This window comes from Hasllibacter halocynthiae, from assembly GCF_003003095.1.
Lineage (GTDB): Bacteria > Pseudomonadota > Alphaproteobacteria > Rhodobacterales > Rhodobacteraceae > Hasllibacter > Hasllibacter halocynthiae.
In genome coordinates this window covers 930,314-956,152 of record NZ_PVTT01000002.1, presented here as the reverse complement: position 1 = coordinate 956,152, position 25,839 = coordinate 930,314, and the positions used below count along the sequence as shown (strand labels likewise).

Here is a 25,839-nt window from a genome sequence, read left to right as displayed (position 1 = left end):
TCACCAGCTCGACTTGACCATGCCCGGGATCTGCCCGGCCGAGCCGAGGTCCCGAAGCGCGATCCGGTTGATCTTGAGCTTGCGGTAGTAGGCGCGCGGGCGCCCGGTCAGCTTGCAGCGGTTGTGCAGGCGCGTCGCGGACGAGTTGCGCGGCAGCTTGGCCAGCTTGAGCCGGGCCTTGAACCGCTCCTCCATGGGGAGGTTCTCGTCGTTGGCGGTCTCCTTCAACGCCGCGCGCTTCGCAGCGTACTGGGCGACCAGCTTCTCGCGCTTCTTCTCGCGCTCGATCATGGCTTTCTTCGCCATCAGTTCTCTCCTCCGGTCTCGCCGGCGAACGGCATGTTGAACGCGCGCAGAAGCTCCTTGGCCTCCGCGTCCGTCTCGGCCGTCGTGACCATGATGATGTCCATGCCCCGGATGTCGTCGACCTTGTCGTAGTCGATCTCGGGGAAGACGATGTGCTCCTTCAGGCCCATGGCGTAGTTGCCCCGGCCATCGAACGCGTCGCCCTTCACGCCGCGGAAGTCCCGGACCCGGGGCAGCGCGATGGTGATCAGCCGGTCGAGGAACTCGTACATGCGGGCGCCGCGCAGCGTGACCTTGGTGCCGAGCGGCATGTCCTCGCGCACCCGGAAGCCGGCGATCGACTTCTTCGCGCGGGTGACGACGGCCTTCTGGCCGGCGATCCGCGTCAGCTCGGCCTGGGCGTTGCGGACCTTCTTGGTATCCGAGACCGCCTCGCCGACCCCCATGTTCAGCACGATCTTCTCGAGCCGGGGGATCTGCATGTCGTTCTTGTAGCCGAACTTCTCCTTCAGGAGGCCGCGGATGCGGTCCTGGTAGTCGGCCTTGAGGCGCGGGGTGTAGTTGGCGGAATCCAGCATCAGATGACGTCCCCCGTGGTCTTGGCGAAGCGGACCTTGCGGCCGTCCTCGACGCGGAAGCCGACGCGCGTGGCCTTGCCGTTGCCGTCGAGCAGCGCGAGGTTGCTCAGGTCGATGGGCATCGCCTTGGGCGTGCGCCCGCCCTGGGCCTGCTGGGACTGACGGACGTGGCGGATCGCCATGTTCACCCCGTCGACCACGGCGCGGCCGGCCTTGGGATCGACGGAGGTGATCTCGCCCTCCTTGCCCTTGTCCTTGCCGGCGAGCACGACGACCCGGTCGCCCTTCTTGAGTTTCGCGGCCATCAGAGCACCTCCGGCGCGAGCGAGATGATCTTCATGAAGTTCTTCGCGCGCAGCTCGCGGACGACCGGCCCGAAGATCCGGGTGCCCACGGGCTCGTTGTTGTTGTTCAGGATGACGGCGGCATTGCCGTCGAAGCGGATGGCGGTGCCGTCCTCGCGGCGCACCTCCTTGGCGGTCCGCACGACGACGGCCTTGCGCACGTCGCCCTTCTTCACGCGGCCGCGCGGGATGGCCTCCTTCACCGACACCACGATGATGTCGCCGACGGAGGCGTACTTGCGCTTCGAGCCGCCCAGGACCTTGATGCACTGAACCCGGCGGGCACCGGAATTGTCAGCGACATCCAGATTGGTCTGCATCTGGATCATTGGCGTTCTCCGACCTTCGGGGACCTCCGTTCGAGTCCGGGCCCCGGGGTTTCCTTGAACCGGAAGGGAATCAGGCCTCCGCCTGGACCACCTTCCAGCGCTTCGACTTCGAGACCGGCGCGCATTCCTCGATGCGGACGCTGTCGCCGGTCTTGAAGCTGTTCTCGGGATCGTGCGCGCGGTACTTCTTCGATGTCCGCACGGTCTTCTTCAGAAGCGGGTGCGCGTAGCGCCGCTCGACCAGGACGGTGACGGTCTGGTCGTTCTTGTCGCTGGTGACGCGACCCTGGAGGATGCGCTTGGGCATGGTCTCAGGCCTCCGCTTGGGCCGCGCCGGCGGCCTTCTCGTTCAGAATGGTCTTCACGCGCGCCACGTCGCGGCGCACGGCGCGCATGCGCGCGGTGTTCTCGAGCTGGCTCGTGGCCTGCTGGAAGCGGAGGTTGAACGCTTCCTTCTTCAGGTCGACCAGCTTCGCGCGAAGCTGGTCGGGGGTCTGCTCGCGCAGTTCCTTGGCGTCCATCGCCTGGATCCTTTCAACATCACCGGAAGGCCCGCGCGCGCCGCTGGTGCGCCGGTCACCCTGATCCCGGTGGAGTCACGATGAGGGCGCGCACATAGCGGCGGGATTCGGAGGGCGCAACCCCTTGCGGGCTAGTCCGTGGGGACCAGCCGAACGTCGAACCACGCGACGGATTCGTCGTAGGATACGGAGCCTTCGGCAACCCCGACGACGAGATCGTCGACACGCTCCTCACCCGCCGGTTCAAGGCCGAACCCCGATCGGTCGAGGAACGTCGCGGTCAGCAGCCAAGCCGTCCGCTTGTTGCCGTCGGTGAAACCGTGGTTCTTGACCATGCTCTCCAACAGCGCTGCGGCCATCTCGGCGATCGTATCCTAGTAGCTGTGATACGGACGACCGATCGCGGACTCGATCAGGGCGAGGTTGGCCACGCCAGGACGTCCGCCATAGGAGATCGCCTCCTCATGGGCTTCCAGCGCGTCCGACAGTGTGACTTGGTAGGCCTCAGCGGTCGACAAGACGCCTCAACGCATCTTGGTGCCGGACCGACTGGCGCTTGACCGCCTTGCGGGTCGCCGCGTCTACGTAGCTGTCGGTCTTTTCGGTATGGACGGACAGGAGTTCCCCCGTGGTGGCGTCGCGCACGAGCGTGCCGCCCTTCACCGCTTCCTTCTCGATCCGAACGTCCATGGCTGCCTCCTATGACCAAGACGGTCACAGGATGCATGTAGTGGATACCGCCACCGCCGCCAACGGCGGGATGCTTCAATTCCAACCGTAGTTGAAGCTGACCGACACCCTGTCCTCCTCGGCGATGTTCATCGGCACCTCGTGGCGGAGCCAGGATTCCCAGAGGAGGACGTCGCCGACCTCTGGGCGGGCCGTGTGGAAGGTCTGGAGGTCCGCGGGGGCGTCCTGCTTGCGGGGGGGCGCGGCCATCATCATGGGCAGGCGCGGGTCCTCGAAGCGGATGGGGGACGTGCCGGAGGGCAGCGCGACGTAGAGCGTGCCCGAGATCGCCGAGTGCGGATGGATGTGGCCGGTGTGGATGCCGCCCTCGGGCAGGACGTTGATCCAGATGTCCTCTAGCGCGAGCGCCTTGCCCCCGAGGTCGAAGGCCAGATCCTCGGCGAAGGCGGCGACGTGCGCGTCGAGCGAGCGCACGAGGTCCGCGAAGATCGGGAACCGCCACGGCAGGTCCGTCAGCGAGGCGTAGGAGGTGTAGCCGGGATAGCCGTTCGCCTCGCACCAGTCCTGCCCCGCCTCGTCGTCCTCGGCGACGGAGAGGCAGGTCGCGAGCAGCTCGGTGGTATCCACGGCGGGAGCGTGGGCCGACAGGGCAGCGCGGTAGAGGCGGGTGGCGAAGAGGGTGGTCATGAGCGGTTCGTTCCCGGGTTCGTCATGGCAGGACACGAACGGTATCCATGCGCAGGCTATGAGCGAGCTCGCGCACCAGGGCGCCCCAGTCGCCCCCCCGCGGGCCGTTCGGATACTCCTGGGCCAGATATTCGATCAAGGCAGCTTCGCTGAAGCCTCCCAGGCTCGTCTTGTAGGCCAGGAAGTCATCCTGGACCGCGCGCCATCCGGCATACGCGCGGGTCGTCAGGTAGAGCGCGTCCTCAGTATGGATGATCGTCAGGGTCGCCATGACGGTAGGCCCTTCGACATGAGAAGGGGCGCCGCTCGGGACGCCCCTTACCCGCTTTCGGAATGACGGCCTACGCCGTCTGGTGCCAGTCCTCGCGCTGGACGGTGCGGGTTTTCACCGGCAGTTTCATGGCGGCGAGGCGCAGCGCCTCGCGCGCGACGCCGTCGGAGACGCCGTCGATCTCGAACATGATCCGGCCGGGCTTGACCTTGCAGGCCCAGAAATCGACCGAGCCCTTGCCCTTGCCCATGCGGACCTCGACGGGCTTCGAGGTGACGGGCGTGTCGGGGAAGATGCGGATCCACACTCGGCCCTGACGCTTCATGTGACGCGTCATGGCGCGGCGCGCGGCCTCGATCTGGCGGGCGGTCACCCGCTCGGGCTCGGCCGCCTTCAGGCCGTAGGTGCCGAAGGTCAGCGTCTCGCCGCCCTTGGCCTCGCCCCGGATGCGGCCCTTGTGCTGCTTACGGAACTTGGTGCGTTTCGGCTGAAGCATGGTCTAGTTCCTCCGCGGGCCGCGCGGCACCGGCCCCTGCTGGAGCTCCTCCCGGCGGCGGTCGTGCGCCTGGGGGTCGTGCTCCATAATCTCGCCTTTGAAGATCCAGACCTTGATGCCGATGATCCCGTAAGGCGTCTGCGCGTCGATGCCGGCGTAGTCGATGTCGGCCCGCAGCGTGTGCAGCGGCACGCGCCCCTCGCGGTACCACTCGGTCCGGGCGATCTCGGCGCCGCCGAGACGGCCGGCGAGGTTCACGCGGATCCCGAGGGCGCCCATCCGCATCGCGTTCTGCACCGCGCGCTTCATCGCGCGGCGGAACGAGACCCGCCGCTCGAGCTGCTGGGCGATGCTCTCGGCCACGAGGCGGGCGTCGAGCTCGGGCTTGCGGACCTCGACGATGTTGAGGTGCAGCTCGCTGTCGGTCATCTGGCTGAGCTTGCGGCGCAGCGTCTCGATGTCCGCGCCCTTCTTGCCGATGATCACGCCCGGGCGTGCGGCATGGACCGTCACCCGGCACTTCTTGTGCGGGCGCTCGATGATGACCTTCGAGATGCCGGCCTGCTTGGCCTCGCGGTGGATGAAGTCCCGGATCGCGACGTCCTCGAGCAGGAGGTCGCCGTAGTCCTTCGTGTCGGCGTACCAGCGCGAATCCCAGGTGCGGTTCACCTGGAGGCGCATGCCGATCGGGTTGACCTTGTGGCCCATTACGCTTGCTCCTCGACCTGGCGGACCTTGATCGTCAATTCGGCGAACGGCTTGGTGATGCGCCCGAACCGGCCGCGGGCGCGGGGACGCCCGCGCTTCATGGTCAGGTTCTTGCCCACCCAGGCTTCCGCGACGATCAGCTCGTCGACGTCCAGGTTGTGGTTGTTCTCGGCGTTGGCGATGGCCGACTGAAGGCACTTCTTCACGTCGTCCGCGATCCGCTTCTTCGAGAAGGTCAGGTCCGAGAGGGCCTTGTCGACCTTCTTGCCACGGATCAGCGCCGCCACCAGGTTCAGCTTCTGCGGGCTGGTTCGCAGCATCCGCAGCTTCGCCATCGCTTCGTTGTCAGCGACGCGGCGAGGGTTCTTTTCCTTGCTCATCTGCGCTTCGCCTTCTTGTCGGCGGCGTGGCCGTAATAGGTCCGCGTGGGCGAGTACTCGCCGAACTTCTGGCCGATCATGTCCTCGGTCACGTTGACCGGGATGTGCTTGCGGCCGTTGTGGACGCCGAAGGTGAGGCCCACGAACTGGGGCAGGATGGTCGAGCGACGCGACCAGATCTTGATGACCTCGTTGCGGCCCGACTCGCGGGTCTTCTCGGCCTTCTTCAGGACGTAGCTGTCCACGAAGGGGCCTTTCCAGACGGATCGGCTCATATCAGCGGCCCTTCTTGCGGGCGTGGCGCGAGCGGATGATCAGCTTCTGCGACGCCTTGTTCTTGTTCCGGGTGCGCGCACCCTTCGTCGGCTTGCCCCAGGGGCTGACCGGGTGGCGGCCGCCCGATGTGCGGCCCTCGCCGCCGCCATGGGGGTGGTCGACCGGGTTCATCACCACGCCGCGGACGCTGGGCCGCTTGCCCATGTGCCGCGACCGGCCGGCCTTGCCGAAGTTCTGGTTCGAGTTGTCGGGGTTCGACACCGCGCCCACGGTCGCCATGCACTCCTGCCGCACGAGCCGGAGCTCGCCCGAGGAGAGGCGGATCTGCGCGTAGCCGCCGTCGCGGCCCACGAACTGGGCGTAGGTGCCGGCGGCCCGCGCGATCTGGCCGCCCTTGCCGGGCTTGAGCTCGATGTTGTGGACGATCGTGCCGATGGGCATGCCCTGGAACGGCATCGCGTTGCCGGGCTTCACGTCGACCCGCTCGCCCGCGACGATCTTGTCGCCGACCTGCAGGCGCTGGGGGGCCAGGATGTAGCCCTGCTCGCCGTCGTGGTACTGGACGAGCGCGATGAAGGCGGTCCGGTTGGGATCGTACTCGATCCGCGTGACGGTCGCCTCGACGTCGCGCTTGGTGCGCTTGAAATCGACGATCCGGTAGAGGCGCTTGGCCCCCCCGCCGCGGCGGCGCATCGTGATCCGTCCGGTGTTGTTCCGGCCCGCCTTCTTGGTCAGTCCCTCGGTGAGGGACTTGACCGGACGGCCCTTGTACAGCTCCGAACGGTCGATCAGCACCAGCCCGCGCTGGCCCGGCGTCGTCGGCTTGTACGACTTGAGTGCCATGCTTGCTGTCTTCCGTTGGCTTCAGGGTTGAACGAAGCCGGCCCCCGAAGGGGCCGGCCGTGTGGATTCGCGGGCGCCTATCAGAGCCCGGTGGTGACGTCGATGGCGCTGCCGTCCTCGAGCGTGACGTAAGCCTTCTTCACGTCGGCCCGCTTGCCGGGGCGACCCCGGAAGCGCTTGGTCTTGCCCTTGGCGACGGCGGTGTTCACCGCCTTCACCTTGACGCCGAACAGCTCCTCGACGGCCGCCTTGATCTGCGGCTTGGTGCTGTCCATCGCGACCTCGAAGACCACGGCGCCGCTCTCGGACGCCATGGTGGCCTTCTCGGTGATCACGGGACGCCGGATGACGTCGTACTGATCGGGGGTGGCGGTCATTTCAGCCTCGCTTCCAGCGCCTCGACCCCCGCCTTCGTGATGACGAGCGTGTCGCGCTTCAGGATGTCGTAGACGTTCGCGCCGATGGAGGGCAGCACGTCCACGTCCGCGATGTTCGCCGCGGCGCGGGCGAAGCCCTCGGGCGCGCGCTCCGCGTCGATGACGAGCGTGCGCTTCCAGCCGAGGCCCTTCAGGGCCTTCGCCAGCACGGCGGTCTTGGCCTCCGCGAGGTTCAGGTCCTCGACCACCACCAAGTCGCCCGACCGCGCCTTGTCCGACAGCGCGTGCATCAGCCCGAGCTTGCGGAACTTCTTCGGCAGGTCGTGCGCGTGCGAACGCGGGGTCGGCCCCTTGTAGATGCCGCCCTTGCGGAAGATCGGCGCGTTGCGGTCGCCGTGACGCGCGCCGCCCGTGCCCTTCTGACGATAGATTTTCTTCGTCGAGTAGGACGTCTCGGAGCGGGTCTTGACCTTGTGGGTGCCCTGCTGCGCCTTGTTGCGCTGCCAGCGCACCACGCGGTGCAGGACGTCGGCGCGCGGCTCGTGGCCGAACACCTCGTCGGAGAGCTCGACCGAGCCGGCCTCGCCGCCGTCGAGGGTGATGACATCAGCTCTCATCGGTCTTGTCCTCCGGCTTGAGGTCGTCGTTGGGCGCGTCGTCGCCCGCGGATTCCTCCGCGATCTGCGCCTCGGCCTCGGCCAGCGCGGCCTCCTGCTGCGCGGCCTCCTCCGCGAGACGGGCCTCCTCGGCGGCGCGCGCCTCCTCCTCGGCCTGGGCGGCCGCTTCCTCGGCGAGGCGCTTGGCCTCCTCGGCGGCGGACTTCAGCGCGGCGGGGTAGATTACGTTCTCGGGCGTCGGCTTCTTCACAGCGTCCTTGATCGTGACCCATCCGCCCTTGTGGCCCGGCACCGCGCCCTTGACCATGATCAGGCCGCGGTCGGCGTCCGTCTGCACGACCTGCAGGTTCTGCGTGGTCACGCGGGCGGCGCCCATGTGGCCGGCCATCTTCTTGCCTTTGAACACCTTGCCGGGGTCCTGGCACTGGCCGGTCGATCCGTGCGAGCGGTGCGAGATCGACACCCCGTGCGAGGCCCGGAGGCCCCCGAAGTTGTGCCGCTTCATGGCGCCGGCGAAGCCCTTGCCGATCGACGTGCCGCTGACGTCGACGAACTGGCCGGCGAAGTAGTGGTCGGCGGTGATCTCCTCGCCGACCTCGATGAGGTTCTCCGGCGCGACGCGGAACTCGGCGATCTTGCGCTTGGGCTCGACCTTGGCGGCGGCGAAAACCCCGCGCATCGCTTTCGACGTGCGCTTGGCCTTGGCGCTGCCCGCGCCGAGCTGGACGGCCGAGTAGCCGTGCCGATCGGCCGTGCGCTGCCCAAGGACCTGGAGCCCGTCAAGCTGAAGCACGGTGACGGGCACCTGGCGGCCGTCCTCCTGGAAGACGCGGGTCATGCCCACCTTCTTCGCGATGACTCCCGAACGAAGCATTGCGACTGCCCCCCTCAGACCTTGATCTCGACGTCCACGCCGGCCGCGAGGTCGAGCTTCATCAGCGCGTCCACGGTCTGCGGGGTCGGGTCCACGATGTCGAGAAGCCGCTTGTGCGTGCGGATCTCGAACTGGTCGCGGGATTTCTTGTCCACGTGCGGGCCACGCAGGACGGTGAACTTCTCGATCTTGTTCGGCAGCGGGATCGGGCCCCTGACCTGCGCGCCGGTCCGCTTCGCGGTGTTCACGATCTCCTGCGTGCTGGCGTCCAGCACGCGGTAGTCGAACGCCTTGAGGCGGATCCGGATGTTCTGGCTCTGAAGCGCCATCGTCTCATCCTTCCGAGAGGTGGAGCGGAGCGATCCCGCCCCACGTCGATCCGTTGTTCTTGTTCGGGTGGCGGGGCGCCTTTCGGCCCCCCGCCGGGTTCACGTCATTCGATGATCTTGGAGACCACGCCGGCGCCGACGGTGCGGCCGCCCTCGCGGATGGCGAAGCGCAGGCCGTCCTCCATCGCGATGGGGGCGATCAGCTCGACCTTGAACGACACGTTGTCGCCCGGCATCACCATCTCGGTGCCCTCGGCCAGCTCCACCGTGCCCGTCACGTCCGTCGTCCGGAAGTAGAACTGCGGCCGGTAGTTCGCGAAGAACGGCGTGTGGCGCCCGCCCTCCTCCTTGGTCAGGATGTAGGCCTCGGCCTCGAACTTCGTGTGCGGCTTCACGCTGCCGGGCTTGCACAGCACCTGGCCCCGCTCCACCCCCTCGCGGTCCACGCCCCGAAGAAGCGCCCCGATGTTGTCGCCCGCCTCGCCCCGGTCGAGAAGCTTGCGGAACATCTCCACGCCCGTGCAGGTCGTCTTCTTCGTGTCGCGGATGCCCACGATCTCGATCTCGTCGCCCACGTTGATCACGCCGCGCTCCACCCGGCCCGTCACCACCGTGCCCCGGCCCGAGATCGAGAACACGTCCTCGATCGGCATCAGGAACGGCTGGTCCACCGCGCGCTCGGGCGTCGGGATCCACTCGTCCACCGCCGCCATCAGCTCGCGGATCTTCTCCTCGCCGATCTCGGGGCTCGTGCCCTCCATCGCCGCCAGCGCCGAGCCCGCCACGATCGGGATGTCGTCGCCCGGGAACTCGTAGGAGGACAGAAGCTCGCGGACCTCCATCTCGACCAGCTCCAGAAGCTCCTCGTCGTCGACCTGGTCCACCTTGTTCAGGAACACCACCAAGGCCGGAACGCCCACCTGCCGCGCCAGGAGGATGTGCTCGCGCGTCTGCGGCATCGGGCCGTCCGCCGCGTTCACCACAAGGATCGCGCCGTCCATCTGCGCAGCCCCCGTGATCATGTTCTTCACGTAGTCGGCGTGGCCGGGGCAGTCCACGTGCGCGTAGTGCCGCGCATCCGTCTCGTACTCCACGTGAGCCGTCGAGATCGTGATCCCCCGCGCCTTCTCCTCCGGCGCCCCGTCAATCTGGTCATACGCCCGGAAGTCGCCGAAGTACTTCGTGATCGCAGCCGTCAACGTCGTCTTGCCATGATCCACGTGACCAATCGTCCCGATGTTCACATGCGGCTTGTTACGCTCGAACTTTTCCTTGGCCATGAGGCCCTCCTTCAGTAGCGGGGCGGGGCTCGATGCCCCGCAATGTTGGGTCGGGGGCGACCGAGGTCGCCCCGTCGGATCAGGCGTACTTAGCCTGGATCTCTTCCGAGATGTTCTGCGGGACCGGGTCGTAGTGGTCGAACTGCATCGTGAACTGCGCGCGGCCCGAGGACATCGAGCGCAGGTTGTTGATGTAGCCGAACATGTTGGCCAGCGGCACGAAGGCGTCGATCGCGATCGCGTTGCCGCGCGGCTCCTGCCCGGTGACCTGGCCACGGCGCGAGGTCAGGTCGCCGATGATGCCGCCCGTGTACTCTTCGGGGGTGATCACCTCGACCTTCATGATCGGCTCGAGGAGCTTGGCGCCGGCCTTGCGCATCCCCTCGCGCATGCACATCCGCGCCGCGATCTCGAAGGCGAGGACCGAGGAGTCGACGTCGTGGAACTTGCCGTCCACGAGCGCGACCTTGAAGTCGATCACCGGGAACCCGGCGAGCGGGCCGGAGTCCATCACCGACTGGATGCCCTTCTCGACCCCCGGGATGTACTCCTTCGGTACCGCGCCGCCGACGATGCGGCTCTCGAACGAGTAGCCCTCACCCGGCTCGGTCGGCGAGATGATCAGCTTCACCTCGGCGAACTGGCCCGAGCCGCCCGACTGCTTCTTGTGCGTGTAGGTATGCTCGACCTCGTGACCGATGGTCTCGCGGTAGGCCACCTGCGGCGCGCCGATGTTGGCCTCGACCTTGAACTCCCTCTTGAGGCGGTCGACCAGGATGTCGAGGTGCAGCTCGCCCATGCCCTTCATGATCGTCTGGCCCGACTCGATGTCGGTCTCGACGCGGAAGGACGGGTCCTCGGCCGCGAGGCGCTGGAGGCCGGCGGACATCTTCTCCTGGTCGGCCTTGGTCTTGGGCTCGACCGCGATCTCGATGACCGGATCGGGGAAGGTCATCGTCTCGAGCACGACGGGGTCGTTCTGCGCCGACAGGGTGTCGCCGGTCGTCGTGTCCTTCAGCCCGGCGAGCGCGATGATGTCGCCCGCGAAGGCCTCCGTGATCTCCTCGCGGTTGTTCGAGTGCATCATCATCATGCGCCCGACCCGCTCCTTCCTGCCCTTCGTGGTGTTCAGGAGGGTGTCGCCCTTCGACAGGGTGCCCGAGTAGATGCGCGTGAAGGTCAGGCTGCCCACGAACGGGTCGTTCATGATCTTGAACGCCAAGGCCGAGAACGGCATGTCATCGTCCGCCCGGCGGGCGATGTTGCGCTCCTCGGTCTCGTCGTCGGGGCGGAAGCCCATGTAGTCGACCACGTCGAGCGGGCTCGGCAGGTAGTCGATGACCGCGTTCAGGAGGGGCTGGACGCCCTTGTTCTTGAACGCCGAGCCGCCGAGCACCGGCACGAAGGAAAGCGACAGCGTGCCCTTGCGCAGCAGCGCGCGGACCGTGTCGATGTCCGGCTCCTCGCCTTCGAGGTAGGACTCCATGGCGTCGTCGTCCATCTCGACGGCGGCCTCGATCATCTTGCCGCGCCACTCGTCGGCCTGATCCTTCAGCTCGGGACGGATGTCCTGCAGCACCCAGGACGCGCCGAGATCCTCGCCCTTCCAGACCCACTCCTTCATGAGGACGAGGTCGACGAGGCCCTCGAGGTCGTTCTCCGCACCGATCGGGAAGGCCACGGGCACGGCGCGCGCGCCGGTCCGGTCCTCGATCATGCGGACGCAGTTGAAGTAGTCCGCGCCGATCTTGTCCATCTTGTTGACGAACACGATGCGCGGGACCTTGTAGCGGTCCGCCTGGCGCCAGACGGTCTCGGTCTGGGGCTCGACGCCGGCGTTGGCGTCGAGCACGCACACCGCGCCGTCGAGCACGGCGAGCGAACGCTCGACCTCGATGGTGAAGTCGACGTGGCCGGGCGTGTCGATGATGTTGAAGCGGAACTTGGTGTCCGACGTCCCCTCGCTCGACGGCTCCTCCTGGCGCTGCCAGAAGGTCGTGGTCGCGGCGGACGTGATGGTGATCCCGCGCTCCTGCTCCTGCTCCATCCAGTCCATCGTCGCGGCGCCGTCATGCACCTCGCCGATGTTGTGGGACTTGCCGGTGTAGAACAGGATGCGCTCGGACGTGGTGGTCTTGCCGGCGTCGATGTGGGCCATGATGCCGAAGTTGCGGTATCGTTCCAGCGGGTAGTCGCGGGCCATCTGCCGGCTCCTTTCCGTATGTTACCAGCGGTAGTGGCTGAACGCCTTGTTGGCGTCGGCCATCTTGTGCGTGTCCTCGCGCTTCTTCACGGCCGAGCCGCGGCCGTTCACGGCATCGACCAGCTCGCCGGCGAGGCGCTCTTCCATGGTGTTCTCGTTGCGGGCGCGGCTGGCGTTGATCAGCCAGCGGATCGCCAGCGCCTCGCGGCGCTCGGGGCGGACCTCGACGGGGACCTGGTAGGTCGCGCCGCCGACCCGGCGGGAGCGGACCTCGACCGAGGGCTTGATCGCGTCGAGCGCCTCGGTGAACACCTCGACGGGCGAGCGCTTCAGCTTGTCCTCGACGCGGTCCATCGCGTTGTAGACGATCTTCTCGGCGACGGACTTCTTGCCGTCGACCATCAGGTTGTTCATGAACTTCGTCAGCACCTTGTCGCCGTACTTGGCGTCAGGGAGGACTTCGCGCTTCTCGGCGGCATGGCGGCGGGACATCTCGTATACCTCTTACTTCGGACGCTTCGCGCCGTACTTCGAGCGGCGCTGCTTGCGGTCCTTGACGCCCTGGGTGTCGAGGACGCCGCGCAGGATGTGGTAGCGAACGCCCGGAAGGTCCTTCACCCGGCCCCCGCGGATCAGCACGACGCTGTGCTCCTGCAGGTTGTGGCTCTCGCCCGGGATGTAGGAGATCACCTCGTAGCCGTTCGTCAGGCGCACCTTCGCGACCTTCCGCATGGCCGAGTTCGGCTTCTTCGGCGTCGTGGTGTACACCCGGGTGCAGACGCCGCGCTTCTGCGGGCACTGCTCGAGGTGGAGCGACTTGGAGCGCTTCACCTTCGGCTGCCGGGGCTTCCGGATCAGTTGCTGGATCGTGGGCATGTGGGCTTTGGTCCCCGTGTTTCGCTAGCGATGGGGCGGCCGCCCCGTTTCCATGTTTCTCGTCAGCCTTGCAGCGCGCGTCCGCGACACGCAAAGCACGCCGGCGCTTCCCGAATGGGTCGCGCGGCGGGTTCTCCAGAGGACGGGGGCGCATGATGGCCCGCGTCTTGACCGTCTCGTAATGTGATGCCCGCCCGCAGACCCGAGTGGCCCCCGAGGCGAAGTGGGCGCGATATAGGGGGGCGACTCGGGGCTGTCAACAGACCCCTAGCGGGGCCGGAGCCCCCGCAGATCGGGGCCCGCGCGGGGCATGCGCCGCCCCGTCCGCGCCTCGCGCACGAGGGTGTAGAGGCCCGAGGCGACCACGATCCCCGCGCCGAGGAGGGTCCGGCCGTCCGGCCATTCGCCGAAGAGGAGGAGGCCGAGGAGAAGCGCCCAGACGAGGCCGGTGTAGCGGAAGGGCGCGACGAACGAGACGTCGCCCGCCCGCATCGTCGCCACCGAGAGGAGGTAGGCCGCCATGATCGCCGCCACCGCCCCGGCGAGCTGCCACGCCGCCGGCCCGCCCACCGGCGACCAGTCCCGCCCCGCCAGCGTCATGATCCCCGCCCAGGCCGTCACCCCGACGGCGGCGGCCGTGGCGACCGTCAGGCTGGGCACGCCCGCGCCGATCCGCCGGGTCGCGACGTCGCGCAGGGTGACGCAGGCGACGGCGCCGAGCGCGTAGAGCGACCAGCGGTCGAACCCTTCCGTCCCCGGACGGATCATGACGAGGACCCCGAGGAAGCCGACCCCGATCGCCGTCCAGCGCCGCCAGCCGACCCGCTCCCCTAGGAAGAGCGCCCCGGCCAGCGTGATCGTCAGCGGCAGCGCCTGCAGGATCGCCGTCGCGTTCGCCAGGGGCATCCGGAAGAGCGCCGAGATGAAGAGGAAGGCGGCCCCGATCTCGGCCGCCGTCCGAAGGAGGACGAAGAGGGCGTCCCCACCCCCCGGCAGCCGAAGCGCGCCCCGCCACCAAGCGACGGGAACGAGGACGGCGCAGACCGCGACGCCCCGGATCAGGATCGCCTGGAAGAGCGGCACCTCGCCCGCGAGGCCCTTCATGAACGCGTCGTTCAGGGTGAAGGCGGCCATCGACGCGCTCATCAGCGCGGCGCCGCGCAGGTTGGGAGAGGGCGAGGCCATCCGGGCCCTTCCTAGGGCCGCGCGCCATGCGGCGCTAGAGCGCCTCCAGATCGCGCAGGGTCAGATGGAAACGCGCCGCCATCGCGGCCTCGATCCCGTCCCTGCCGGCGGTGTCGCGGCGGCCGTGCAAGGTGGGTTCGGCGTCGTTGTCGCCGTGGATCGTCCGGATCCACATCGGCGTGCCCGCCTCGGACCAGTGGTTGAAGAACTGCGGCATGAAGCGATGGTTTCGCGCGAAGGCGTTGTCCGGATGGCCGGCCGGGGCCACCAGTCCCATCCCGATCCCCAGGGGCAGGCGCTCGACCACCTCGTAGACCCGCCCCTCGCCGAGATGGGCGTAGTAGCCCCTGTTGAAGCTGATCGAGACCGGCGCGTCCGGCTCGACCGCCGCGGCGCGGGGGGCGAGGGCCCGCATGCGCGCCACGCAGTCCGTGGCCAGCGCGTCGTCGTCGTCGAGGCGGAGGGTGACGCGGTGCGTCTCGCCCCGAGGCTCGAGCGAGGCGAAGGCCGCCCTGACGGCGGCGTAGTGGAACCGGACGTCCATCGCGACGACGCGCCCGCCCGGAAGCGTGTCGACCAGCCGCTCGAGCCGATCGCGCGCCCAGGCCGGCAGGCTCCGGGCGGTCAGCACGATCGTCTCGAACGCGCCGTCCGCCTGCGCGCGGAGCGACGGCAGGCAGAGCGCCTCGAACAGGCGGAAGCGCCTCTCGAGGCGCGCCCGGTCGAAGAGGAGCGTGGCCGGATCGCCCCCGCCCTTCGAAAAGCCGCCCCTGGCGACGTAGCTGAACCGTACGAGGGCGACGATGCGCGGGCGCACCCGGGTCAGGTGCCTGCGGCGGCCGCGGAGGACCGGGCCGCGCGCCCCGCCCCGCGCAGGGGAGGCCCTTCGCGCGATGCGCCGGCGGCGCGGGAAGGGCGTTCCCTCTTCATGCCGCACCGCTAGCAAGGGGCCGCAGAAACGGAAAGGCCCCCGACCTTGCGGCGGGGGCCTTCCGGCTTTCGGCGAGATGATCGCGTCAGTCGTGATCTTGCGAGGCGTCGGCGAAGACCGCCTCGTCCCCCTCGGGCGCCGCGAGGGCCGCGGCGGCCTCGGCCTCGGCCTTGCGGGCCTCGATCACGACGTTGTCGCGATCGGTGGCGATCCGCCGGACCTGCTGCGTGGCCCCGCCCGTGCCCGCCGGGATCAGGCGCCCGACGATCACGTTCTCCTTCAGGCCGACGAGCTTGTCGCGCTTGCCCTGGACGCTCGCCTCCGTGAGCACCCTCGTCGTCTCCTGGAAGGAAGCGGCCGAGATGAAGGAGCGGGTCTGCAGCGACGCCTTGGTGATCCCGAGGAGGATCGGCCCGCCTTCCGCCGGACGCCCCCCCTTCTTGATCGCCTTCTCGTTCGCGGCGTCGAACTCGGCCTTGTCGACGTGCTCGCCCTTCAGCAGCGTGGTCTCGCCCGAATCGGAGATCTCCCACTTCTGGAGCATCTGGCGGACGATGACCTCTATGTGCTTGTCGTTGATGCGCACGCCCTGCAGGCGGTACACGTCCTGCACCTCGTCGATCATGTAGTCGGCCAGCGCCTCGACACCCATCACCGACAGGATGTCGTGCGGCGCGGGGTTGCCGTCCATGATGTAGTCGCCCTTCTTGACGAAGTCGCCCTCGGCCACCGGGATGTGCTTGCCCTTCGGGACCATGTACTGGACCGTCTCGGCACCCTCCTCGGTCGGCACGATCTCGATCCGGCGCTTGTTCTTGAAGTCGCGCCCGAACTTCACGTGGCCGTCGATCTCGGCGATGATGGCATGGTCCTTCGGACGCCGCGCCTCGAAGAGCTCGGCCACCCGCGGCAGGCCGCCGGTGATGTCCTTGGTCCGGGCCCCCTCGCGCGGGATGCGGGCGATGGTGTCGCCGGCCTTCACGTCCTGCCGGTCCTCGACCGAGAGGACGGCGTCGACGGACATGGGATAGGTCAGCGGGTTTTCGTTGGCGCCGCGAAGCGCCTCGCCGTCCTCGCCCAGAAGGATGATCTCGGGCTTGAGGTCCGACCCCTTCGGGGCCGAGCGCCAGTCCGAGACGATCTTCTGCGTCATGCCGGTCGCGTCGTCCGTCTCGTCGCGCACCGAGATGCCCGAGATCAGGTCGACGAACTTCGCCTGGCCGTCCGCCTCGGCAACGATGGGCAGCGTGTAGGGGTCCCACTCGAAGAGCTTCGTCCCGCGCGCCACCGTCTCGCCGTCCTGCGCGAAGACCTTCGTGCCGTAGCCGATCTTGTGGCTGGCACGCTCGGCCCCGTCCTCGCCCATGATCTTGAGGATCATGTTGCGACCGATGACGATGCTCTCGCCCGCCTCGTTCTTGATGACGTTCGCATTCTCCCAGGACACGGTGCCGTCCTGCGAGGCCTCGAGGAAGGACTGCTGCCCACCCTGCGCGACGCCGCCGATGTGGAAGGTCCGCATGGTCAGCTGGGTGCCCGGCTCGCCGATGGACTGGGCGGCGATGATGCCGACCGCCTCGCCCTGGTTGACCAGGGTGCCGCGGGCGAGGTCGCGCCCGTAGCACATGGCGCACACGCCCTCCTCCGCCTCGCAGGTCAGGGGCGAGCGGATGCGCATGGACTGGACGTTCGCCTCCTCGATGTGGTCGGCGAGGCGCTCGTCGATCAGCTCGCCCGCGCGGACGATCACCTCGTCCGAGCCCGGCGCCGTCACGTCGTCCGCCGTCACCCGCCCGAGGACCCTCTCGGAGAGCGGGGCGACCACCTCGCCGTCGTTCACGGCCGCGGTGGCCGTGATCGCCCGATCGGTGCCGCAATCCTTCATCCGCACGATGCAGTCCTGCGCCACGTCGACGAGGCGCCGGGTCAGGTAGCCCGAGTTCGCCGTCTTCAGCGCGGTGTCGGACAGGCCCTTCCGCGCGCCGTGGGTGGAGTTAAAATACTCCAGCACGGTGAGGCCTTCCTTGAAGTTCGAGATGATCGGCGTCTCGATGATCTCGCCGTTCGGCTTGGCCATCAGGCCGCGCATCCCGCCGAGCTGCTTCATCTGCGTGACCGAGCCCCGCGCGCCCGAATGGGCCATCATGTAGACGGAGTTCGGCTCGGCCTCGGCGCCCGCGTCGTCCTTCCGGGGGGTCGAGATCGCGCCCATCATGGCTTCGGTCACGCGGTCGTTGGCCTTGGACCAGGCGTCGACGACCTTGTTGTACTTCTCGCCCTGGGTGATCAGGCCGTCCATGTACTGGCGCTCGAAGTCCTTCACCTGATCGCGGGTCTCGTCGACCAGGGTCCACTTCTCGTCCGGCACGACCATGTCGTCCTTGCCGAAGGAGATGCCGGCCTTGAAGGCCTCCTTGAAGCCCATGGACATGATCTGGTCGCAGAAGATCACGGACTCCTTCTGGCCGCAGTAGCGGTAGACGGTGTCGATGACGTTCTGCACCTCCTTCTTGCGGAGGAGCTTGTTCACCAGGTCGAACGGGGCCTTCGCGTTCAGCGGCAGCAGGTCGCCCAGAAGGACGCGGCCGGGCGTGGTGTCGAACCGCTTGGCGGTCTCGTTGCCCTCCTCGTCGATTTGGATCATCCGCGCGGCGATCTTCGTGTGCAGGTGCACCTCGCCGGCGTCCAGCGCGTGCCGCACCTCGTCCACCGAGCCGAAGACCGACCCCTCGCCCTTCATGCCGTCGCGCGCGATCGTCACGTAGTAGAGGCCGAGGATCATGTCCTGCGAGGGCACGATGATCGGCGCGCCGTTCGCCGGGGACAGCACGTTGTTCGTCGACATCATCAGGACGCGCGCCTCGAGCTGCGCCTCCAGCGACAGGGGCACGTGGACGGCCATCTGGTCGCCGTCGAAGTCCGCGTTGAAGGCCGAGCAGACCAAGGGGTGCAGCTGGATCGCCTTGCCCTCGATCAGCACGGGCTCGAAGGCCTGGATGCCCAGGCGGTGCAGCGTCGGCGCGCGGTTCAGCAGGACCGGATGCTCGCGGATCACCTCGTCGAGGATGTCCCAGACCTCCGGGCGCTCCTTCTCGACCAGCTTCTTGGCCTGCTTGACCGTGGAGGAATAGCCCTTCGCCTCGAGCCGCGAGTAGATGAACGGCTTGAACAGCTCGAGCGCCATCTTCTTCGGCAGCCCGCACTGATGAAGCTTCAGCTCTGGCCCCGTCACGATGACCGAGCGGCCCGAGAAGTCCACCCGCTTGCCCAGCAGGTTCTGGCGGAACCGGCCCTGCTTGCCCTTCAGCATGTCGCTGAGCGACTTCAGGGGCCGCTTGTTGGCGCCCGTGATGACGCGGCCGCGGCGGCCGTTGTCGAAGAGGGCGTCGACGGATTCCTGCAGCATCCGCTTCTCGTTGCGCACGATGATGTCGGGCGCGCGCAGCTCGATCAGCCGCTTGAGGCGGTTGTTGCGGTTGATGACCCGGCGATAGAGGTCGTTGAGGTCGGAGGTCGCGAACCGGCCGCCGTCCAGCGGCACCAGCGGGCGCAGCTCGGGCGGGATCACGGGCACGACCGTCAGGACCATCCACTCGGGCCGGTTGCCGGACTCGAGGAAGGACTCGACGATCTTCAGCCGCTTGATGATCTTCTTGGGCTTCAGCTCGCCCGTGGCCTCCTTGAGGTCCTCGCGCAGCTGGGTGGCCTCGGCCTCGAGGTCGATCTGGGACAGCATCTCGCGGATGGCCTCCGCGCCGATGCCGGCGGTGAAGGCGTCCGCGCCGTAGGTGTCCTGCGCGTCGAGATACTCCTCCTCCGAGAGGAGGGCGCCGTATTCCAGCTCGGTCAGGCCGGGCTCGATGACGACGTAGTTCTCGAAGTAGAGGATCCGCTCGAGGTCGCGCAGCGTCATGTCCAGCATCAGGCCGATGCGGGAGGGGAGCGACTTCAGAAACCAGATGTGCGCGACGGGCGCGGCCAGCTCGATATGGCCCATCCGCTCGCGCCGGACCTTCTGCAGCGTCACCTCGACGCCGCACTTCTCGCAGACGACGCCGCGGTACTTCATGCGCTTGTACTTGCCGCACAGGCATTCGTAGTCCTTGATCGGACCGAAGATGCGCGCGCAGAACAGGCCGTCACGCTCGGGCTTGAACGTGCGGTAGTTGATCGTCTCGGGCTTCTTGATCTCGCCGAAGGACCACGAGAGGATCCGTTCGGGCGAGGCGAGGCTGACCTTGATCTCGTCGAAGATCTTCTGCGGGGCCAGCGGGTTGAACGGGTTGGTGGTAAGTTCCTGGTTCATCTGAGCACCTCGTGAAATGGGCGGCGGGAAGGGACGGGGCGGACCGGCGGGCCCGCCCCCGAGGGATCGGCGGCCCTACTCGGCCGGCTCGACCGCCTCGTCCTCCTCCGCGTCCAGGAGTTCCATGTTGAGGCCGAGGCCCCGCACTTCCTTGACGAGGACGTTGAACGATTCCGGCACGCCGGCCTCGAAGTTGTCCTCGCCCTTGACGATCGACTCGTAGACCTTGGTCCGGCCGGCCACGTCGTCGGACTTCACCGTCAGCATCTCCTGCAGGGTGTAGGCCGCGCCGTACGCCTCCAGGGCCCAGACCTCCATCTCGCCGAAGCGCTGGCCGCCGAACTGCGCCTTGCCGCCCAGGGGCTGCTGCGTGACGAGGCTGTAGGGCCCGGTCGAGCGCGCGTGGATCTTGTCGTCCACGAGGTGGTGCAGCTTCAGCAGGTACTTGATGCCGACCGTGACGGGGCGCGCGAACTTCTCGCCCGTGCGGCCGTCGAAGAGGTCGGACTGGCCCGACTTGTCGAAGCCCGCCCGCACCAGCGCGTCGTCCACGTCGCCCTCCTTGGCGCCGTCGAAGACCGGCGTGGCGATGGGCACGCCGCGCACGACGTTGCCCGCCGCCTCGGTCACCTCGTCCTCGGTCATGCCGTCGAAGGCCTCGCCGTAGGTGTCGTCGCCATAGGCGATCCTCAGCGCGTCGCGCACCGGATTCATGTCGCCCGTGCGGCGATACTCCTCCAGCGCCTCGTCGACCTTCAGGCCGAGGCCGCGCGCGGCCCAGCCCATGTGCGTCTCGAGGATCTGCCCGACGTTCATGCGCGAGGGCACGCCCAGGGGGTTCAGCACGAAGTCCACAGGGGTGCCGTCCGCGAGGAAGGGCATGTCCTCCATCGGCACGACCTTCGAGATGACGCCCTTGTTGCCGTGGCGGCCGGCCATCTTGTCGCCCGGCTGCAGCTTGCGCTTCACGGCGACGAAGACCTTGACCATCTTCATCACGCCCGGCGGCAGGTCGTCGCCGCGGCGGACCTTCTCGACCTTGTCCTCGAAGCGGGCCTCGAGGGTGCGCTTCTGGATCTCGTACTGCTCGTTCAGGGCCTCGACCTGGCCGGCCGTCTCCTCGTCCTCGATGGCGAGCTGCCACCACTGCCCGCGCGAGAGCTGGCCGTCGAGCAGCGCGGCGTCAATCTTTGTGCCAGCGCTCACGCCCTTCGGCCCCTTGGCGGCGACCTGCCCCTCGATCATCCCGCGCAGGCGCGCGTAGATGTTGCGGTCCAGGATCTCCTGCTCGTCGTCGCGGTCGCGGGCGAGGCGCTCGACCTCCTCGCGCTCGATCTGGAGCGCGCGCTCGTCCTTCTCGACGCCGTGCCGGTTGAAGACGCGCACCTCGACCACCGTGCCGAAATCCCCCGGCGGCAGGCGCAAGCTCGTGTCGCGCACGTCCGACGCCTTCTCGCCGAAGATCGCGCGCAGCAGCTTCTCCTCGGGGGTCATGGGGGACTCGCCCTTGGGGGTGATCTTGCCCACCAGGATGTCCGCCGGACCCACCTCCGCGCCGATGTAGACGATGCCCGCCTCGTCGAGGTTGCGAAGCGCCTCCTCGCCGACGTTGGGGATGTCGCGCGTGATCTCCTCGGGGCCGAGCTTGGTGTCCCGCGCGGCGACCTCGAACTCCTCGATGTGGATCGAGGTGAACACGTCGTCCCGCGTGATCCGCTCGGAGATGAGGATCGAGTCCTCGTAGTTGTAGCCGTTCCAGGGCATGAACGCGACGACCACGTTCTTGCCCAGCGCCAGCTCGCCCAGGTCGGTGGACGGGCCGTCGGCCAGCACCTCGCCCTTGCGGACGGTGTCGCCCACCTTCACCAGCGGGCGCTGGTTGATGCAGGTGTTCTGGTTCGAGCGCTGGAACTTCCGCATCCGGTAGATGTCGACGCCCGCGTCCCCCAGCTCGAGGTCCTCTGACGCGCGGACCACGATCCGCTGCGCGTCCACCTGGTCCACCACGCCGCCGCGCGCCGCCATGATCGACGCGCCCGAATCGCGCGCGACCACCTCCTCGATGCCGGTGCCCACATAGGGCGCCTCGGCCTGAAGGAGCGGCACCGCCTGGCGCTGCATGTTCGAGCCCATGAGCGCGCGGTTCGCGTCGTCGTTCTCGAGGAACGGGATCAGCGAGGCCGCGACCGACACCAGCTGCTTGGGGGACACGTCGATGAGGTCCACCGCCTCGGGCGTCATCATGGTGTAGTCGCCCGACTGGCGGACGGAGACGAGGTCGTTCTCGAACCTGCCGTCATCCGACAGCTTCGCGTTCGCCTGGGCGACCGTGTGGCGCATCTCCTCGGTCGCGGACATGTACTGCACGTCGTCCGTGACCTGCCCGTCCTCGACGCGGCGGTAGGGCGTCTCGATGAAGCCGTACTTGTTCACCCGCGCGAAGGTCGCGAGGGAGTTGATGAGGCCGATGTTCGGCCCCTCCGGCGTCTCGATCGGGCACATGCGGCCGTAGTGGGTCGGATGGACGTCGCGCACCTCGAAGCCCGCGCGCTCGCGCGTCAGGCCGCCGGGGCCCAGGGCCGACAGGCGCCGCTTGTGCGTCACCTCCGAGAGCGGGTTCGTCTGGTCCATGAACTGCGAGAGCTGCGAGGAGCCGAAGAACTCGCGCACCGCCGCGGCGGCGGGCTTGGCGTTGATCAGGTCCTGCGGCATGACGTTGTCGATCTCGACCGACGACATCCGCTCCTTGATCGCGCGCTCCATCCGCAGGAGGCCGACGCGGTACTGGTTCTCCATCAGCTCGCCGACGGACCGCACCCGGCGGTTGCCGAGATGGTCGATGTCGTCGATCTCGCCATGGCCGTCGCGCAGCTCGACGAGGGCCTTCACGCAGGCGACGATGTCCTCCTTGCGGAGGGTGCGCACCGTGTCCTCGGCATCGAGGTTGAGACGCATGTTCATCTTCACCCGGCCCACGGCCGAGAGGTCATAGCGCTCGCTGTCGAAGAAGAGGGTGTTGAACAGGTTCGAGGCGGCGTCGACGGTCGGCGGCTCGCCCGGGCGCATCACCCGGTAGATGTCCATCAGGGCCGTCTCGCGGTTCCAGTTCTTGTCCGCGGCCAGCGTGGTGCGGATGTACGGGCCGACGTTCACGTTGTCGATGTCGAGCACGGGGATCGTCGTCACGCCCGCGTCGAGCAGGGCCTTCAGGCTGCCGCCCGTGACCTCGCCGTCCTTGTCGACCTCCCAGGTCAGCTCGTCGCCGGCCTCGACGTAGATGTGGCCGGTCTTCTCGTCGACGATGTCCTTGGCCACGAAGCGGCCGAGGATGGCGTCGAACGGCACGAGGAGGTCCGTGACCTCGCCCTCGTCCTTCCACTTCTTGACCTGGCGCGGGGTCACCTTCTCGCCGGCCTTGGCGATCACCTCGCCGGTCCCGGCGTCCACGAGGTCCTGCGCCGGGCGGGTGCCGCGCACGCGGTCGGGGAAGAACTTCGTCTCCCAGCCCTCGCCCTTGCGCTGCCGGAACTCGACGTTGTCGTAGTAGGCGTCCATGATGCCTTCCTGGTCCATGCCGAGGGCATAGAGCAGGGTCGTCACCGGCAGCTTCCGGCGCCGGTCGATGCGCGCGTAGACGATGTCCTTGGCGTCGAACTCGAAGTCCAGCCAGGACCCGCGATAGGGGATGATCCGGCACGCGAAGAGCAGCTTGCCCGAGGAATGGGTCTTGCCCTTGTCGTGGTCGAAGAACACGCCCGGGCTGCGGTGCATCTGGCTGACGATGACCCGCTCGGTGCCGTTCACGATGAAGGTGCCGTTGGGCGTCATCAGGGGCATGTCGCCCATGAAGACGTCCTGCTCCTTGATGTCCTTGACCGACTTGGCGCCCGTGTCCTCGTCCACCTCGAACACGATGAGGCGCAGGGTGACCTTCAGCGGCGCGGCATAGGTCATGTCGCGCTGCTGGCACTCCTCCACGTCGTATTTGGGCTTCTCCAGCTCGTAGCGAACGAACTCGAGGATCGCGGTCTCGTTGAAGTCCTTGATCGGGAAGACCGACTGGAAGACGCCCTTGATCCCCTCGCCGTCGAGCGGCTCGCCCGAGTGGCCCGACCGCAGGAAGAGGTCGTAGGATGTCTTCTGGACGGAGATGAGGTTCGGCATCTCCAGCACTTCGCGGATCTTGCCGTAGTACTTGCGGATACGCTTCTGGCCGAGGAAGGTCTGCGCCATAGGGTCTGATCGCCTCTCATGTCTCTTCGCCGGAACCGCCGCCGGGCAATGGCGGTTCGGGCAAGCGAGAAGGGGGGCCCGGCCGATCCATTCGTGACCCCCCGTCCCACGGGGGGGCCTCCCGATCGGCCGTCCCGCACCTGGGGAAGGGCCCTTGGGCCCTTGCCGAGATGCGTGTGCGGCGCGCTACGTCAGAACGTGATCGAACCGGCCCAAGGGGACCGGCTTTCATTCGGCGATGATGATGTCAGGTCAGGTCCATGGGCGCAGGAGGCGCATATGGCGAGATGGGACCGGGGCGTCAAGTGGGCACGGCGAAGAACCTGGGCGTGCCTGCGGGCGCGGAGATCCTGCCCCGCCCGGGCCCTCCTCGCCGGGTCCGCCCTGAGCGGGTCTCGGGCGCCTCGGGGCGGGCCGCTTCGCTTCGGGAAGGGCGCCGCTCCGGGAGGGCTCGCCCCGAGGCGCCGGAACGAATGAGGGCGCCACGCCCGCCGCGTGAGCCGTGCGGCACGGCCATGCGCCCGGCCCGCCCCCCGCGACGCCCCGATCGGCCCCGCCTCCGCCCGCGAGGCCCGGCGGTTCCGCGCCTGCCCGGCCGGAGGGACGCACGGCGCGGCGGAACCCTTCCCTCGGGTTCGGCCCTTAAACCCCTGCCACACACGACGCACGACATGCGGGGCAGCGAGCGATGTTCCACCTTTGCGGCAAGCCGCGACGTGAAACGGCGGGCGATCCTCCCGCCCTCGCCCCATGCCGCCGTCATGTCGGCGGCGCCCCGGCCGATGCCGCGGATGGCCCCGCCGGACGCCGCGGGCGGCCTCGCGCGGCCGGACGCGGCCGCCGCCCACGACCGATCCCCGCCACCGGACCGGGGCGCCCGCGCCTCCGTCCCCCCTTCCCCAGGAGGAACCCATGCGCGCCGTAACCTATCATGGGACCGGAGACTTCCGCGTCGACACCCATCCCGACCCCGGCATCGAGCATCCGCGCGACGCGGTGATCCGCGTCACGTCCACGGCCATCTGCGGGTCCGACCTTCACATGTACGACGGCTTCATCCCCGAGATGCGCAAGGGCGATATCATCGGGCACGAGTTCATGGGCGTGGTCGAGGAGGTCGGCCCCGAGGCCGCGCAGGCGGGCGACCTGAAGAAGGGCGACCGCATCCTGATCCCCTTCACCATCGCCTGCGGCTCGTGCGCGTGGTGCCGCAAGCAGGAGTTCTCGCTCTGCGACGAGAGCAACAGGGACGCGGAGAAGCTCGCCAAGCTGAACGGGCAGGCCTCCGGCGGGCTGTTCGGCTACTCGCACCTCTACGGCGGCTACGACGGGGGGCAGGCGGAATACGTGCGCGTCCCCTTCGCCGACACCACCCACATGAAGGTGCCCGAGGGCATGGCCGACGAGCAGGTCCTCTTCCTGACGGACATCTTCCCCACGGGCTGGCAGGCGGCCGTCAACGCGCAGGTCGGCCCGGGCGACACGGTGGCCATCTGGGGCGCGGGGCCCGTCGGGCTCTTCTGCCTCGAATCGTGCAAGCTCCTGGGGGCGGAGCGGATCTTCGTCGTCGACGACGTGCCCGAGCGGCTCGAGATGGCCCGCGCGAGGGGGGCCGAGCCCGTGGATCGCAGCGAGGTGAAGCCCTACGACTTCCTGAGGGAGGCCACGGGCGGCCGCATGCCCGCCAAGTGCATCGACGCCGTCGGGCTCGAGTCGCACGGCTCGGGGGTGATGGACGCGGTCTACGACCGGATCAAGACCGCCACCTTCCAGGAGACGGGCCGCCCCCACGTGCTGCGCGAGGCGATCCTGTGCTGCTCGAAGGGGGGCATCGTCTCGATCCCCGGGGTCTATGCCGCCATCGTGGACAAGTTCCCCATCGGGGCGGCCTTCGCCAAAGGGCTGACCTTCCGCATGGGCCAGACCCACGTGCTGCAGCACACGGACGTCCTGCTGGACCACATCCGTGAGGGGCGCGTCGATCCGACCTTCCTCATCACCCATCGCGGCAAGCTCGGCGACGCGCCGGACCTCTACGAGACGTTCAGGGACAAGAAGGACGACTGCATCAAGGTGGTCCTCACCCCCTGAACCCCCTCCTGGACCCCCTGACGCGCGGCCGCCCGGAGAAGCGCGCCGCGTCCCCCTCCCCGCCGGCCCGCGGCCGGCGGGGGGCGCCCGAAGATCCCCACCCGACGG

The 25,839-nt window shown here is 68.2% G+C and carries 28 protein-coding genes; 1 reads left to right on the top strand and 27 read right to left on the bottom strand.

Translation table 11 applies throughout. The features are described from left to right. The 27 genes from rpsN to rpoB all read right to left on the bottom strand — a co-directional run bounded on the left by rpsN (position 1) and on the right by rpoB (position 23,640). A complete protein-coding gene (gene rpsN / locus BCF33_RS11625) occupies positions 1–306 on the bottom strand; it encodes a 30S ribosomal protein S14 (RefSeq protein ID WP_106161082.1) in 306 nt (101 codons plus the stop codon). Next, positions 306–884 carry a 50S ribosomal protein L5 gene (rplE, locus tag BCF33_RS11620; RefSeq protein WP_106161081.1) on the bottom strand — a complete coding sequence of 193 codons (579 nt, stop codon included), beginning with the start codon at positions 882–884 and terminating at the stop codon, positions 306–308. Before rplE ends, rpsN begins: the two co-directional genes overlap by 1 nt. Continuing rightward, on the bottom strand, positions 884–1,189 hold the full coding sequence (gene rplX / locus BCF33_RS11615; RefSeq protein ID WP_106161080.1) for a 50S ribosomal protein L24: 306 nt from the start codon (positions 1,187–1,189) through the stop codon (positions 884–886). The genes rplE and rplX overlap by 1 nt, the downstream gene beginning before the upstream one ends. Further along, positions 1,189–1,557 (bottom strand): 50S ribosomal protein L14, encoded by a 369-nt coding sequence (gene rplN / locus BCF33_RS11610; RefSeq protein WP_106161079.1) that lies wholly within the window; start codon positions 1,555–1,557, stop codon positions 1,189–1,191. The genes rplX and rplN overlap by 1 nt, the downstream gene beginning before the upstream one ends. Positions 1,558–1,627: 70 nt before the next feature. Beyond that, entirely contained in the window at positions 1,628–1,864 is a 237-nt protein-coding gene (gene rpsQ / locus BCF33_RS11605; protein ID WP_106161078.1) for a 30S ribosomal protein S17, read from the bottom strand. A 4-nt stretch (positions 1,865–1,868) separates the two neighbouring features. Further along, positions 1,869–2,078, bottom strand: coding sequence for a 50S ribosomal protein L29 (gene rpmC / locus BCF33_RS11600; protein ID WP_106161077.1), 210 nt, complete (start codon positions 2,076–2,078; stop codon positions 1,869–1,871). A 131-nt stretch (positions 2,079–2,209) separates the two neighbouring features. Beyond that, on the bottom strand, positions 2,210–2,446 hold the full coding sequence (locus tag BCF33_RS11595; RefSeq protein WP_342747437.1) for a type II toxin-antitoxin system death-on-curing family toxin: 237 nt from the start codon (positions 2,444–2,446) through the stop codon (positions 2,210–2,212). Positions 2,447–2,582: 136 nt separating this feature from the next. Beyond that, entirely contained in the window at positions 2,583–2,768 is a 186-nt protein-coding gene (locus BCF33_RS11590; RefSeq protein ID WP_106161075.1) for a hypothetical protein, read from the bottom strand. Positions 2,769–2,843: 75 nt separating this feature from the next. Then, entirely contained in the window at positions 2,844–3,455 is a 612-nt protein-coding gene (locus tag BCF33_RS11585; RefSeq protein WP_106161074.1) for a TIGR02466 family protein, read from the bottom strand. 22 nt (positions 3,456–3,477) lie between these two features. Further along, a complete protein-coding gene (locus tag BCF33_RS11580) occupies positions 3,478–3,726 on the bottom strand; it encodes a hypothetical protein (protein WP_106161073.1) in 249 nt (82 codons plus the stop codon). 70 nt (positions 3,727–3,796) lie between these two features. Continuing rightward, complete coding sequence (gene rplP, locus BCF33_RS11575) at positions 3,797–4,222, bottom strand: 50S ribosomal protein L16 (RefSeq protein WP_106161072.1); 426 nt, start codon at positions 4,220–4,222, stop codon at positions 3,797–3,799. A 3-nt stretch (positions 4,223–4,225) separates the two neighbouring features. Continuing rightward, a complete protein-coding gene (gene rpsC / locus BCF33_RS11570) occupies positions 4,226–4,930 on the bottom strand; it encodes a 30S ribosomal protein S3 (protein WP_106161071.1) in 705 nt (234 codons plus the stop codon). After that, positions 4,930–5,310, bottom strand: coding sequence for a 50S ribosomal protein L22 (rplV, locus tag BCF33_RS11565; RefSeq protein WP_106161070.1), 381 nt, complete (start codon positions 5,308–5,310; stop codon positions 4,930–4,932). The genes rpsC and rplV overlap by 1 nt, the downstream gene beginning before the upstream one ends. Further along, entirely contained in the window at positions 5,307–5,585 is a 279-nt protein-coding gene (gene rpsS, locus BCF33_RS11560; protein ID WP_106161069.1) for a 30S ribosomal protein S19, read from the bottom strand. Before rpsS ends, rplV begins: the two co-directional genes overlap by 4 nt. Position 5,586: 1 nt before the next feature. After that, positions 5,587–6,429: a 50S ribosomal protein L2 gene (gene rplB, locus BCF33_RS11555; protein WP_106161068.1), complete on the bottom strand. Its 843-nt coding sequence runs from the start codon at positions 6,427–6,429 to the stop codon at positions 5,587–5,589. An 80-nt stretch (positions 6,430–6,509) separates the two neighbouring features. Continuing rightward, positions 6,510–6,806, bottom strand: a complete 297-nt coding sequence (locus BCF33_RS11550; protein WP_106161067.1) for a 50S ribosomal protein L23 — start codon at positions 6,804–6,806, stop codon at positions 6,510–6,512. Next, the gene (gene rplD, locus BCF33_RS11545; protein WP_106161066.1) at positions 6,803–7,423 is read right to left on the bottom strand and encodes a 50S ribosomal protein L4; all 621 of its coding nucleotides are present in this window, start codon (positions 7,421–7,423) and stop codon (positions 6,803–6,805) included. The genes BCF33_RS11550 and rplD overlap by 4 nt, the downstream gene beginning before the upstream one ends. After that, on the bottom strand, positions 7,413–8,297 hold the full coding sequence (gene rplC / locus BCF33_RS11540; protein WP_106161065.1) for a 50S ribosomal protein L3: 885 nt from the start codon (positions 8,295–8,297) through the stop codon (positions 7,413–7,415). The genes rplD and rplC overlap by 11 nt, the downstream gene beginning before the upstream one ends. Positions 8,298–8,311: 14 nt before the next feature. Then, complete coding sequence (gene rpsJ / locus BCF33_RS11535; RefSeq protein WP_106161064.1) at positions 8,312–8,626, bottom strand: 30S ribosomal protein S10; 315 nt, start codon at positions 8,624–8,626, stop codon at positions 8,312–8,314. A gap of 104 nt (positions 8,627–8,730) precedes the next feature. Continuing rightward, positions 8,731–9,906 (bottom strand): elongation factor Tu, encoded by a 1,176-nt coding sequence (gene tuf, locus BCF33_RS11530; protein ID WP_106161045.1) that lies wholly within the window; start codon positions 9,904–9,906, stop codon positions 8,731–8,733. Positions 9,907–9,985: 79 nt separating this feature from the next. Next, the gene (gene fusA, locus BCF33_RS11525; RefSeq protein ID WP_106161063.1) at positions 9,986–12,109 is read right to left on the bottom strand and encodes an elongation factor G; all 2,124 of its coding nucleotides are present in this window, start codon (positions 12,107–12,109) and stop codon (positions 9,986–9,988) included. A 21-nt stretch (positions 12,110–12,130) separates the two neighbouring features. Continuing rightward, on the bottom strand, positions 12,131–12,601 hold the full coding sequence (gene rpsG, locus BCF33_RS11520) for a 30S ribosomal protein S7 (RefSeq protein ID WP_106161062.1): 471 nt from the start codon (positions 12,599–12,601) through the stop codon (positions 12,131–12,133). A 12-nt stretch (positions 12,602–12,613) separates the two neighbouring features. Continuing rightward, positions 12,614–12,985 (bottom strand): 30S ribosomal protein S12, encoded by a 372-nt coding sequence (gene rpsL, locus BCF33_RS11515; protein ID WP_085855220.1) that lies wholly within the window; start codon positions 12,983–12,985, stop codon positions 12,614–12,616. Positions 12,986–13,252: 267 nt separating this feature from the next. After that, entirely contained in the window at positions 13,253–14,170 is a 918-nt protein-coding gene (locus BCF33_RS11510) for a DMT family transporter (protein ID WP_106161061.1), read from the bottom strand. 34 nt (positions 14,171–14,204) lie between these two features. Continuing rightward, positions 14,205–14,987, bottom strand: a complete 783-nt coding sequence (locus BCF33_RS11505; RefSeq protein ID WP_158259414.1) for a glycosyltransferase — start codon at positions 14,985–14,987, stop codon at positions 14,205–14,207. 199 nt (positions 14,988–15,186) lie between these two features. Beyond that, positions 15,187–19,407 carry a DNA-directed RNA polymerase subunit beta' gene (gene rpoC, locus BCF33_RS11500; RefSeq protein ID WP_106161059.1) on the bottom strand — a complete coding sequence of 1,407 codons (4,221 nt, stop codon included), beginning with the start codon at positions 19,405–19,407 and terminating at the stop codon, positions 15,187–15,189. 75 nt (positions 19,408–19,482) lie between these two features. After that, a complete protein-coding gene (rpoB, locus tag BCF33_RS11495) occupies positions 19,483–23,640 on the bottom strand; it encodes a DNA-directed RNA polymerase subunit beta (RefSeq protein ID WP_106161058.1) in 4,158 nt (1,385 codons plus the stop codon). A gap of 912 nt (positions 23,641–24,552) precedes the next feature. Here rpoB and BCF33_RS11490 point away from each other — a divergent pair. Beyond that, entirely contained in the window at positions 24,553–25,731 is a 1,179-nt protein-coding gene (locus BCF33_RS11490; protein ID WP_106161057.1) for a zinc-dependent alcohol dehydrogenase, read from the top strand. The last annotated feature ends 108 nt before the right edge of the window (positions 25,732–25,839 follow it).

Coding starts and splice junctions, on each gene's coding strand:
- rpsG (WP_106161062.1), bottom strand. CDS start 12,601: ATGTCCCGCCGCCATGCCGCCGAGAAGCGCGAAGTCCTCCCTGACGCC.
- rpsQ (WP_106161078.1), bottom strand. CDS start 1,864: ATGCCCAAGCGCATCCTCCAGGGTCGCGTCACCAGCGACAAGAACGAC.
- rplE (WP_106161081.1), bottom strand. CDS start 884: ATGCTGGATTCCGCCAACTACACCCCGCGCCTCAAGGCCGACTACCAG.
- rpoC (WP_106161059.1), bottom strand. CDS start 19,407: ATGAACCAGGAACTTACCACCAACCCGTTCAACCCGCTGGCCCCGCAG.
- rpmC (WP_106161077.1), bottom strand. CDS start 2,078: ATGGACGCCAAGGAACTGCGCGAGCAGACCCCCGACCAGCTTCGCGCG.
- rpoB (WP_106161058.1), bottom strand. CDS start 23,640: ATGGCGCAGACCTTCCTCGGCCAGAAGCGTATCCGCAAGTACTACGGC.
- rplC (WP_106161065.1), bottom strand. CDS start 8,297: ATGCTTCGTTCGGGAGTCATCGCGAAGAAGGTGGGCATGACCCGCGTC.
- rpsC (WP_106161071.1), bottom strand. CDS start 4,930: ATGGGCCACAAGGTCAACCCGATCGGCATGCGCCTCCAGGTGAACCGC.
- rplB (WP_106161068.1), bottom strand. CDS start 6,429: ATGGCACTCAAGTCGTACAAGCCGACGACGCCGGGCCAGCGCGGGCTG.
- BCF33_RS11550 (WP_106161067.1), bottom strand. CDS start 6,806: ATGACCGCCACCCCCGATCAGTACGACGTCATCCGGCGTCCCGTGATC.
- rpsJ (WP_106161064.1), bottom strand. CDS start 8,626: ATGGCGCTTCAGAGCCAGAACATCCGGATCCGCCTCAAGGCGTTCGAC.
- BCF33_RS11585 (WP_106161074.1), bottom strand. CDS start 3,455: ATGACCACCCTCTTCGCCACCCGCCTCTACCGCGCTGCCCTGTCGGCC.
- tuf (WP_106161045.1), bottom strand. CDS start 9,906: ATGGCCAAGGAAAAGTTCGAGCGTAACAAGCCGCATGTGAACATCGGG.
- BCF33_RS11580 (WP_106161073.1), bottom strand. CDS start 3,726: ATGGCGACCCTGACGATCATCCATACTGAGGACGCGCTCTACCTGACG.
- rplN (WP_106161079.1), bottom strand. CDS start 1,557: ATGATCCAGATGCAGACCAATCTGGATGTCGCTGACAATTCCGGTGCC.
- BCF33_RS11490 (WP_106161057.1), top strand. CDS start 24,553: ATGCGCGCCGTAACCTATCATGGGACCGGAGACTTCCGCGTCGACACC.
- rplD (WP_106161066.1), bottom strand. CDS start 7,423: ATGAGAGCTGATGTCATCACCCTCGACGGCGGCGAGGCCGGCTCGGTC.
- rpsS (WP_106161069.1), bottom strand. CDS start 5,585: ATGAGCCGATCCGTCTGGAAAGGCCCCTTCGTGGACAGCTACGTCCTG.
- rpsN (WP_106161082.1), bottom strand. CDS start 306: ATGGCGAAGAAAGCCATGATCGAGCGCGAGAAGAAGCGCGAGAAGCTG.
- rplV (WP_106161070.1), bottom strand. CDS start 5,310: ATGAGCAAGGAAAAGAACCCTCGCCGCGTCGCTGACAACGAAGCGATG.
- rplX (WP_106161080.1), bottom strand. CDS start 1,189: ATGGCCGCGAAACTCAAGAAGGGCGACCGGGTCGTCGTGCTCGCCGGC.
- rpsL (WP_085855220.1), bottom strand. CDS start 12,985: ATGCCCACGATCCAGCAACTGATCCGGAAGCCCCGGCAGCCGAAGGTG.
- fusA (WP_106161063.1), bottom strand. CDS start 12,109: ATGGCCCGCGACTACCCGCTGGAACGATACCGCAACTTCGGCATCATG.
- BCF33_RS11590 (WP_106161075.1), bottom strand. CDS start 2,768: ATGGACGTTCGGATCGAGAAGGAAGCGGTGAAGGGCGGCACGCTCGTG.
- rplP (WP_106161072.1), bottom strand. CDS start 4,222: ATGCTTCAGCCGAAACGCACCAAGTTCCGTAAGCAGCACAAGGGCCGC.
- BCF33_RS11510 (WP_106161061.1), bottom strand. CDS start 14,170: ATGGCCTCGCCCTCTCCCAACCTGCGCGGCGCCGCGCTGATGAGCGCG.